At 73.9% G+C, this 9,280-nt stretch carries 10 protein-coding genes; 4 read left to right on the top strand and 6 right to left on the bottom strand.

Going from position 1 to position 9,280, the window contains the following annotated elements; translation table 11 throughout:
* Positions 1-224: 224 nt before the first annotated feature.
* Entirely contained in the window at positions 225-1,859 is a 1,635-nt protein-coding gene (locus NCC78_RS22305) for a glycoside hydrolase family 13 protein (protein WP_250796811.1), read from the top strand.
* Positions 1,860-2,037: 178 nt separating this feature from the next.
* Positions 2,038-2,409, top strand: a complete 372-nt coding sequence (locus tag NCC78_RS22300; RefSeq protein ID WP_250796810.1) for a VOC family protein — start codon at positions 2,038-2,040, stop codon at positions 2,407-2,409.
* A 144-nt stretch (positions 2,410-2,553) separates the two neighbouring features.
* On the opposite strand, the gene NCC78_RS22295 is transcribed toward NCC78_RS22300, so the two are convergent.
* From NCC78_RS22295 to NCC78_RS22270, 6 genes are all read right to left on the bottom strand, one after another.
* Positions 2,554-2,997: a hypothetical protein gene (locus NCC78_RS22295; protein ID WP_250796808.1), complete on the bottom strand. Its 444-nt coding sequence runs from the start codon at positions 2,995-2,997 to the stop codon at positions 2,554-2,556.
* 181 nt (positions 2,998-3,178) lie between these two features.
* Positions 3,179-3,547, bottom strand: coding sequence for a GntR family transcriptional regulator (locus NCC78_RS22290; RefSeq protein ID WP_250796807.1), 369 nt, complete (start codon positions 3,545-3,547; stop codon positions 3,179-3,181).
* 20 nt (positions 3,548-3,567) lie between these two features.
* Positions 3,568-4,491: a YihY/virulence factor BrkB family protein gene (locus NCC78_RS22285; RefSeq protein ID WP_250796806.1), complete on the bottom strand. Its 924-nt coding sequence runs from the start codon at positions 4,489-4,491 to the stop codon at positions 3,568-3,570.
* A gap of 156 nt (positions 4,492-4,647) precedes the next feature.
* A complete protein-coding gene (locus NCC78_RS22280) occupies positions 4,648-5,235 on the bottom strand; it encodes a 2'-5' RNA ligase family protein (RefSeq protein ID WP_250796804.1) in 588 nt (195 codons plus the stop codon).
* A gap of 17 nt (positions 5,236-5,252) precedes the next feature.
* Positions 5,253-6,278 (bottom strand): tryptophan--tRNA ligase, encoded by a 1,026-nt coding sequence (trpS, locus tag NCC78_RS22275; protein ID WP_250796799.1) that lies wholly within the window; start codon positions 6,276-6,278, stop codon positions 5,253-5,255.
* Positions 6,279-6,311: 33 nt separating this feature from the next.
* Positions 6,312-7,337 (bottom strand): hemolysin family protein, encoded by a 1,026-nt coding sequence (locus NCC78_RS22270; RefSeq protein ID WP_250796798.1) that lies wholly within the window; start codon positions 7,335-7,337, stop codon positions 6,312-6,314.
* A 195-nt stretch (positions 7,338-7,532) separates the two neighbouring features.
* On the opposite strand from NCC78_RS22270, the gene galE reads away from it, so the two are divergent.
* Both galE and NCC78_RS22260 read left to right on the top strand, forming a co-directional pair.
* On the top strand, positions 7,533-8,516 hold the full coding sequence (galE, locus tag NCC78_RS22265; protein ID WP_250796797.1) for a UDP-glucose 4-epimerase GalE: 984 nt from the start codon (positions 7,533-7,535) through the stop codon (positions 8,514-8,516).
* Positions 8,513-9,280 (top strand): galactokinase (locus NCC78_RS22260; protein ID WP_284706343.1); only part of this gene is annotated, 768 nt, incomplete at its 3' end. The genes galE and NCC78_RS22260, both read left to right, overlap by 4 nt.

The following is a 9,280-nucleotide window of genomic DNA, read 5'->3' as shown; positions in this document are numbered from 1 at the left end:
CCGCGCGGCCCGGGCGGGGCGGGGCGGCGCGGCGGCACCCGGCGCCGCCCGCGCTGGCCGTGCCGGCCTGAGCGAGCCCGACGCCCGGTGACGGTCGTCATTTCTTGCGCAAGACCTGCTTGACTCTTGCAGTGCGAGGGCGGCATTCTGCTCAGACACCCGCCCACCACCCGCGCCCGCGCCGGGTGCCGCCGTCGGACGCCACAGAACGGGGAACGCCACCGATGACCGTCAGCAACCCCACGCCGCTGACCTCCGACGACGACTGGTGGCGCTCCGCGGTCGTCTACCAGGTCTACGTCCGCAGCTTCGCCGACTCCGACGGCGACGGCGTCGGTGACCTCCAGGGCATCCGCGAGCGCCTGCCCTACCTGCGCGAGCTCGGGGTGGACGCGCTCTGGCTGACCCCCTTCTACACCTCGCCGATGATCGACGGCGGCTACGACGTCGCCGACTACCGCGACGTCGACCCGATGTTCGGCACCCTCACCGACTTCGACGCGATGATCACCGACGCGCACGCCCTGGGCCTGCGGATCATCGTCGACCTGGTGCCCAACCACACCTCCAGCGCGCACCCGTGGTTCCAGGCCGCCCTGGCCGCCGCCCCGGGTTCGGCCGAGCGGGAGCGCTACCTCTTCGCCGACGGCCAGGGCGCCAACGGCGAGCTGCCCCCGAACGACTGGGAGAGCATCTTCGGCGGCCCGGCCTGGACCCGGGTGGACGACGGCCAGTGGTACCTGCACCTGTTCGACCCGGCCCAGCCCGACCTGAACTGGCGCCACCCGCAGGTCCGCGCCGAGTTCGAGGACGTACTGCGCTTCTGGCTCGACCGGGGCGTCGACGGCTTCCGGATCGACGTGGCCCACGGCATGATCAAGGCCGAGGGACTGCCGGACGTCGGGTTCAGCACCATGACCACCGGCCAGCGCCAGGTGGAGCTGCTCGGCAAGGGCCGGCTCCCCTACTTCGACCAGGACGAGGTGCACGAGATCTACCGCGCCTGGCGGCCGATCCTGGACAGCTACCCCGGCGGCCGGATGGCGGTCGCCGAGGCCTGGGCCGAGACGCCGCAACGCCTCGCCCGCTACATCGGCCCGGACGAGCTGCACCAGGCGTTCAGCTTCGACTTCCTCGACGCCACCTGGTCGGCCGACTCGTTCCGCAAGGTCATCGACACCGCGCTCGCCGAGTCGACCATCGTCGGCGCGCCGACCACCTGGGTGCTCTCCAACCACGACAAGCAGCGGCACGTCACCCGCTACGGCGACGGCGACGAAGGGCTGCGCCGGGCCCGCGCGGCGAGCCTGCTGATGCTCGCCCTGCCCGGCTGCGCGTACCTCTACCAGGGCGAGGAGCTGGGCCTGCCGGAGGTGCTCGACCTGCCGGACGAGCTGCGCCAGGACCCGGCGTTCCTGCGCACCGGCGAGAGCCGGGACGGCTGCCGGGTGCCGATCCCGTGGAGCGGCGAACTGGCCCCGTACGGCTTCGGCCCCGCCGGCAGCGAGCTGAGCTGGCTGCCGGCCCCGGCGACCTGGCATGCCCTCTCGGTCGCCGCCCAGGCCGACGTGCCCGGCTCGACGCTGGAGCTCTACCGCACCGCGCTGCGGATCCGCCACGAGCACCCGGCGCTGGCAGCCGGAGCGGGCGGGGTCACCTGGCTGGAAACCGGGCCGGGCGTGCTCGCCTTCAGCCGCACCGCCGGCGACACCGTGCTGACCTGCGTGGTCAACATCAGCGGTGCGCCGGCCCTGATCGACGGGTACGGCGAGCCGATCGTCGCCAGCGGGACGCTCACCGGGCAGGGCTCCGGCCACCTGCTCGGAGTCGACGCGGCCGCCTGGTTCGATCGGCGCTGAGCGGGTAACCCGTCATCGACCTGGTCGTCCGTTGTGCCCCGCGCCGACGGGCGACTGGGCCTACCGACCCCTTGTGGTGGGGGGTGAGGTGGCGCCGGCGCCCAGGGACTTCGTGCCCCGGGCGCCGGCGTCCGCCGGAACAGGTGTCCCGCTCCGCCCGGCCGGGTACGGCTGTCGCATGGTGGTCCGCGTGGCGCAGTACACCCTCGACGTCGCCGACCTCGACCTGATGGCGGGGTTCTGGGCGGCGGCCCTCGGCTACGAGGTCGACGCCGGCGGCGACGGCAGCGCGAAGCTGTATCCCCCGTTGCGGACCGCCGGCGCTCCGACGGTCTGGCTTCAGGGCTCGGGCACGCCCAAGCGCGGCAAGAACCGGCTGCACCTGGACGTCGTCGCCGACGGCGACCCGCGCGACGAGGTGGCCCGGCTGATCGCCCTCGGCGCCCGGCCCACCGACGTGGGGCAGTCCGGCGACGAGGGTTTCGTCGTCCTGACCGACCCCGAGGGCAACGAGTTCTGCGTGCTGGACCGCGCCCCGACGCGACCGTGACCGCCGGCCCGGCGGTCCGCCCCGCGACCGGTCAGCCGCGCGCCGGCCGCGCGGTCGGCACGAACCGCAACCGCGCCGCGTCACCTCCCGGCCGGAGCGGCGCCACCGGAGAGGTCCGGTGCGGGCGCCGGCCCTGCCGGGCGGTCACTTCCCGATGCCGGTCAGCTTCGCGGCGATCCGGCTGAACCCGGCCCGCAGCTCCGCCTCGCTCGGCTGGGCGAGCGGCTCGGCGTGGAGGTGCCTCTCGGCCGCCGCCTCCAGCTCCTCGTCGATGGTGTCCTCGAAGTCGCCGTAGAGGTCGCTCTCCTCCAGCTGCGCCGCCTCGTCCCCGGCGGCGATCTGGGCGGCGGCGATCTCACCCCGGATCTCCGCCGGGTTGATCGCCGGCAGCAGCGGCTCGACCACCGCCATCAACTGCTCCTCGGCGACCACCGCCTCGGCGAGCGCCAGGGCGTGCGGCCGCTCGTAGGGGCCGCAGACCACCGGTTCCCACTCGTCGACGTCGCCGAGCGGGCCGAAGGTGATGATCCACGGCAGGCCGAGCATCGGCGAGTCGGCCGGCAGGTCCAGTGTCACAAGTGCGCCCACCGGCCCATCATGGTCGGTCCCACCGGCGGCCCGGGTGGCATTTGCCCTATTCATCTCTTCCTCCGTTGTCGGGATCCCGCCGCTGGGCCGCACCGATCGGTCCCTCACCAGGACGCGCGTCGCGTCGCGGGCCCGCGACACCCGCATCCGACGACGCCGGCCGGCCGGACCGCTGCCGTCGTCAGCCCGGCCCCGCCGCCTCCAGCGCGGCACGGACCAGGGAGAGCGCCGCCGCCGGCGGCACCCCCAACCGGGCCGCCTCGGCGGCGTAGTCGGCCGCCGCCCGCTGCAACCGGTCCAGCGCGTCATCCCGGCCGGGTGCGACGAAGGTGCCGTGCCGGCCCCGGGTCTCCAACAGGCCGGCCGCCTCCATCTCCCGGTACGCGCGGGCCACCGTGTTCGCCGCCAGACCCAGGTCGACCGCGAACCGCCGGACGGTGGGCAGCCGGGTGCCCACCGGCAGCCGGCCGCTCCCGATCTGCTCGGCGAGCTGCCCGCGCACCTGCTCGTACGGCGGCACCGACGAGTCCGGGTCGACCGAGATCCGCACGCCTGCTCCCAAGGGATCGCTCATCCGGCCCCGCCGGGGGTGCCGGGGTCGGTGTCCAGGTCCAGGTCGGCCGGCACCGGGCCCTCCGCCAGGTCGACCACCCGGCCGCGCCGGCTGGTCGCGGCGAGCGCCGCGCCGAAGAGCACGAGCTGGTTGAGCAGGTAGAGGTAGAGCAGCAGCCCCACCGCCCCGGCCACCACCGTGTACGCCGGGTTCCGCTCCGTGCGGACGACGTAGTAACGCCCGACGGTGTTCAGCAGCGTGATGCCGACCGCGACCAGCAGCACCACCGGGCGCAGCCGGGACCGGCTCATCCGCAGCCGGGGCACCGCCACCAGCAGCAGGGTGGCGAGCACCGCGTTGACCACCACGCTGAGCACCGCGCTCACCGTGGTCAGGCCGACCGAGCCGGTGCTGCGCAGCAGGAAGCGCAGCAGCGACTCCAGCGCGTCGACCGCCGCCACCGAGAGGCCGAGCAGCACGAAGACGACGACCAGCACCCCGAGGTCGACCAGGCGGCGGATCACCAGGTTGCCCGGCTGCTGGTTGAGGCCGTACATCAGCCGCTGCGAGGAGCGGATCGCCTCCATCCAGCCGATCCCGCTGAAGGCCAGGATGATCAGGCCGATCACGCCGACCGTGCCGCTGCTCTCGGCGATCTGCACCGGGTCGAGGAAGGGCAGGTTCTCCCGCAGGAAGTCGGCCGCCGCCGCACTGACCTCCTTGTTGTCCTCCAGGATCGCCCCGAAGACGGAGTACCCGACCAGGGCGAGCGCGAAGACCGCGAAGAAGCCGTAGTAGGCGATCGCGGCGGCCAGCCGTCCGCCCAGCACGTCGTTGTAGAGCACGCCGGCCCGCCACAGGTGGTCCACCCTGCCGGAGCGGCGTCGCGCCGCCGTGATCCGACGGTCGATGGCCGCCTCCACGCTGCCCAGCACGTTCACGCCGTCATCCTCGCCGATCCCTCGTCGTCACGCGGACACCCGGCTGCCGTCGCGCGTCGCTCCCGGCCGGCGCGCGCTCGTCGGCCGGCGGGCAGACTCCCGCGACCGTCCAGCGGCCAGTGCCGGTCGAGGCGGCGACCAGACCCGGGCAGGGGGTCAGCCGCCGAGCCGGAAGTCCCGGCGCGGCTGCCACCGGGCCTGCCCGCTGTGCGAGAAGAGGGTGAACGCCTCCACCTCGAACATCGCGGAGAAGTCGGCCAGGTCCTCGTACGCCTTGTCCAGCGCCTCCGGCGCGACGTCCTGCGCGACGGTGACGTGCGGGTGGTAGGGGAAGCGTGCCTCGCGGCGCAGCTCCGGGGCCGCGTTGATCGCCGCGGCGAGCAGCTCGCACTCGCTGATCCCGGCGGCCACCGCCACGAAGACCACCTGGGTCACCGGGCGGAACGTGCCGGTGCCCCGCAGGTGCAGGGTGAAGGGCAGGTGGCCGGCGGCGACCGAGCCCAGGTGCCGCTCCACCGCCGGCAGCGCCGCCACCGGAATCTCGGTCGGCCCGAGCAGCGTCACGTGCGCGGGCACGGCCTGCGGGTCACCGGCCTCCACCCGGCGCCGGGTCAGCGTGCTGCCCCACGGCTCCGGGATGTCCACCGCGATGCCGATCTGGATGGTGTCACCGGCGTCGGGTGCCCCGCCCCTGCGATCCACGCTGCGCGCCACCCCTCCGGCCACCGACCCCTCCACCCTCACCTGCCGCGCTCGACGCGCTACTCGCCGCGTACCGGCGGGAAGAAGCCCACCCGCTCGTACGCGGTGCGCAGCGTTGCCGCGGCGACCGTCCGGGCCTTCTCCGCGCCGGTGGCGAGCAGCTTGTCCAGCTGCGCCGGGTCGTCGAGGTAGGTGCGGGTGCGCTCCTGGATCGGGCTGACGAACTCGCGCACCACCTCGGCGAGGTCCTTCTTCAGGTCGCCGTAGCCCTTGCCGGCGTACGCGGCCACCAGGTCGTCGATGCTCCGCCCGCTCAGCGCGGAGTAGATGGTGAGCAGGTTGGAGATGCCGGGCTTGGTCACGGTGTCGAAGACGATCTCGCGGCCCGTGTCGGTGACCGCTGAGCGGATCTTCTTGGCCGACCGCGCCGGGTCGTCCAGCAGGTCGACGATGCCGGCCGGCGAGGAGCTCGACTTCGACATCTTCGCGGTCGGGTCCTGCAGGTCGGTGATCTTCGCCGTGTCCTTGACGATGTGCGGCGCGGGCACGGTGAAGGTCTGCCCGAACAGCGAGTTGAACCGCTGGGCCAGGTCGCGGGAGAGCTCCAGGTGCTGGCGCTGGTCCTCGCCGACCGGCACCGCCTGCGCCTGGTAGAGCAGGATGTCGGCGGCCTGGAGGATCGGGTAGGTGAACAGGCCGACGCTGGCCCGCTCGTTGCCCTGCTTCTGCGACTTGTCCTTGAACTGCGTCATCCGCCCGGCCTCGCCGAACCCGGTGATGCAGCCCAGCACCCAGGCCAGCTGCGAGTGCTCGGGCACCTGCGACTGCACGAAGAGGGTGCTCCGCTCGGGGTCGAGGCCCACGGCGAAGAGCTGTGCGGCGGCCACCCGGGACCGCTGGCGAAGCACCGCCGGGTCGTGCCCCGCGGTGATCGCGTGCAGGTCGACCACGCAGTAGAACGCGTCGTGGGTGTCCTGCAACGCCACCCAGTGCCGCACCGCGCCCAGGTAGTTGCCGAGGTGGAACGAGTCGGCCGTCGGCTGGATGCCGGAGAAGACGCGGGGGCGGGCGGGAACGTCGGACATGCCGGCAATTCTGTCAGCAAGACCCGGCGTACGTCATGACGGGCCGGCGGGTCGGCTCTCCGCGGGCACGGGCGGGGCGGTGACCTCACGCCGCGGTTCGGGCAGGCGCACGGCGGAGACCGCGAGCCGGGCCACCCGGCGCCCCTCCAGCGCGAGCACCCGCAGCAGCCAGCCGCCGGACGGGTCGCCGGCCTCCGGCGTGCCGTTGCCGGCCGGCTCGGCGCCCACCGGTACCTCGTCGCCGGCGAGCGGGAGCCGGCCCAGCGCCGCCATCACGAACCCGCCGACCGTCTCGTACGGCCCCGGCGGCAGGGTCACCCCGGTGCGCTCGGCGAAGTCGGCGAGGTTGAGCCGCCCGTCCACCACGGCGGGCAGGCCGGCGTGCACCGGGTCGGGGGCGGTGTCGTACTCGTCGTGGATCTCCCCGATCAGCTCCTCGATCAGGTCCTCCAGGGTGACGATGCCGGCGGTGCCGCCGTACTCGTCGACCACGACCGCGAGGTGGTGGCGTTCCCGGCGCATCTCGCTCAGCGCGGCGAGCACCCGTTTGCTGCCAGGCAGCCGCTTGACCTCCCGGGTCAGCTCGCCCACGGTCGTGAACGGGTCGAGGTCGGGGCGGAGCAGCACGTCGCGCAGGTGCACGAAGCCGACCACGTCGTCGTGGGTGCCGTCGATCACCGGGTAGCGGGTGTGCGTCTCGGCCCGGACCAGCCGCTCCGCCTCGGCGATGGTCAACCGGGAGGCGAGGAAGACGACCTCGGTGCGGGGCATCATCACCTCGCGGACCAGGCTCGCGCCGGCGGCCAGCACCTCGTCGATGATCCGGCGTTCGACCGGGTCGAGCAGCGTGTTGGCGGCGACCAGGTCGCGTAGCTCGTCCTCGCTGATCCGCTCCCGGCCGGCGGCCGGGCTGGCGCCGAGCACGCCGGTCACCAGCCGGGTGGCGCCGTCGGCGGCCCGGACGACGACCCGGGCGACGGCCCGGGCCAGCGGCCCCGGGTCGCGGCGCAGTCGACTCCGCGCGCGTCGCCGGAGCCCGGGACCAGCCGCTTCCCGCATGACAGTGATGGTAGACAGCCGGAGCGGTTCGCACCGGCGTACGCGAAGTGTTCGGCTCTGTTTAATCATGAGAGTTTATGATGGAATGGCGGGACGGGGTCGACGGGGAGCGACGGAAAGCGCAAGCACCGCCGGCGGCCGTAGGGTGATCGCCACGGGGCTGCGCTTCAGGCGGCCAGGCAGGAGGAAATCGACGTGAAACTGCTCGTCACCGGCGGCGCCGGCTACATCGGCAGCGTGGTGACCCGGATGCTGCTCGACAACGGCCACGAGGTCGTCGTCCTGGACGACCTGCGCACCGGCCACCGCGAGGCGCTCGCCCCCGACGCGACGCACGTCGACGCGTCCATTCACGACGCCGGCCGGGTGGTCACCCGGGAGGCGGGCTTCGACGGGGTGCTGCACTTCGCCGCCCTGATCGCCGCCGGCGAGTCGATGGTCAAGCCGGAGCTCTACTGGCACACCAACACGGTCGGCTCGCTCGCCCTGATCGACGCGGTCCGGGCCGCCGGGGTGCCGCGGATGGTCTTCTCCTCCACCGCCGCCGTCTACGGCAACCCGACCGAGCTGCCGATCCCGGAGACCGCGGTCAAGGCCCCCACCAACACGTACGGCGCCACCAAGCTCGCCGTCGACATGGCGCTCACCTCCGAGGCGACCGCGCACGGCCTGGCCGCCGTCTCGCTGCGCTACTTCAACGTGGCCGGCGCGCACCTGGCCGGCGACGTCGCGCTCGGCGAACGGCACGACCCGGAGACCCACCTGATCCCGCTCGCGCTGGACGTCGCCGCCGGCCGGCGGGAGAAGCTCCAGCTCTTCGGCGACGACTACCCCACCGTCGACGGCACCTGCGTGCGCGACTACATCCACGTCGCCGACCTGGCCCGCGCCCACCTGCTGGCGCTCGGCGCGGCGACCGGCGGGCAGCACCGGATCTACAACCTGGGCAACGGCAGCGGCTTCACCGTCAAGCAGGTGGTCGACGTGGTCCGCAAGGTCACCGGGCACCCGGTGCCGGTCGAGGTGGCGCCCCGCCGCGAGGGCGACCCGACCGAGCTGGTCGCCTCCGCCGCCCTGGCCCGCGAGGAGCTGGGCTGGGTGCCGGAGAAGCCGACCCTGCACGACATGGTCGGCGACGCCTGGACCTTCTACCGCACGCACATCCTGGGGCGGCCGTGACCACGCACCGCGCCGAGCCGGCTTACGCGGACGTCGCCGACCGCGCCACCGCCGGCTTCACCGAGGTGTACGGCGAGCCGCCGGCCGGCCGCTGGGCGGCTCCCGGCCGGGCCAACCTGATCGGCGAGCACACCGACTACAACGACGGTTTCGTGCTGCCCTTCGCCCTGCCGCTGCGCACCGTGGCCGCCGCCGCCGGGCAGGAGGACGGCACCTGGACGGTCTGGTCCGAGCTCTCCGACGAGACGATCAGCTTCGGCGCCGACGAGGTCACCGAGCCCGGCCGGGTCACCGGCTGGGGCGCGTACGTGGCCGGGGTCATCTGGGCGCTGCGGGACGCGGGGCACCGGGTGCCCGGCGCCCGGCTGGCGATCACCTCCGACGTGCCGCTCGGCTCCGGCCTCTCCTCCTCGGCCGCGCTGGAGGCCGCCGTGCTGGCCGCCCTGGTCGACCTGGGCGACCTGGACCTGCCCGCCGAGAAGCAGCCCCGGCTGGCCCAGCGCGCCGAGAACGCCTACGTCGGCGCGCCGACCGGGATCATGGACCAGTCGGCGGTGATCCGCTGCCGCGCGGGGCACGCCCTCTTCCTCGACTGCCGCGACGAGTCCGTCGAGCACATCCCGTTCGACCTGGACGCCGCCGGGCTGGCGGTGCTGGTCGTCGACAGCCGTGCTCCCCACCGGCACGCCGACGGCGAGTACGCCGCCCGCCGGAAGTCCTGCGAGCGGGCGGCGCAGGCGCTCGGCGTGCCCGCCCTGCGCGAC

Origin of the sequence: Micromonospora phytophila, from assembly GCF_023656545.1 — a bacterium.
Lineage (GTDB): Bacteria > Actinomycetota > Actinomycetes > Mycobacteriales > Micromonosporaceae > Micromonospora > Micromonospora phytophila.
Note: the sequence above shows the minus strand (reverse complement) of the source record. Positions and strands in the feature narration are given on the sequence as shown.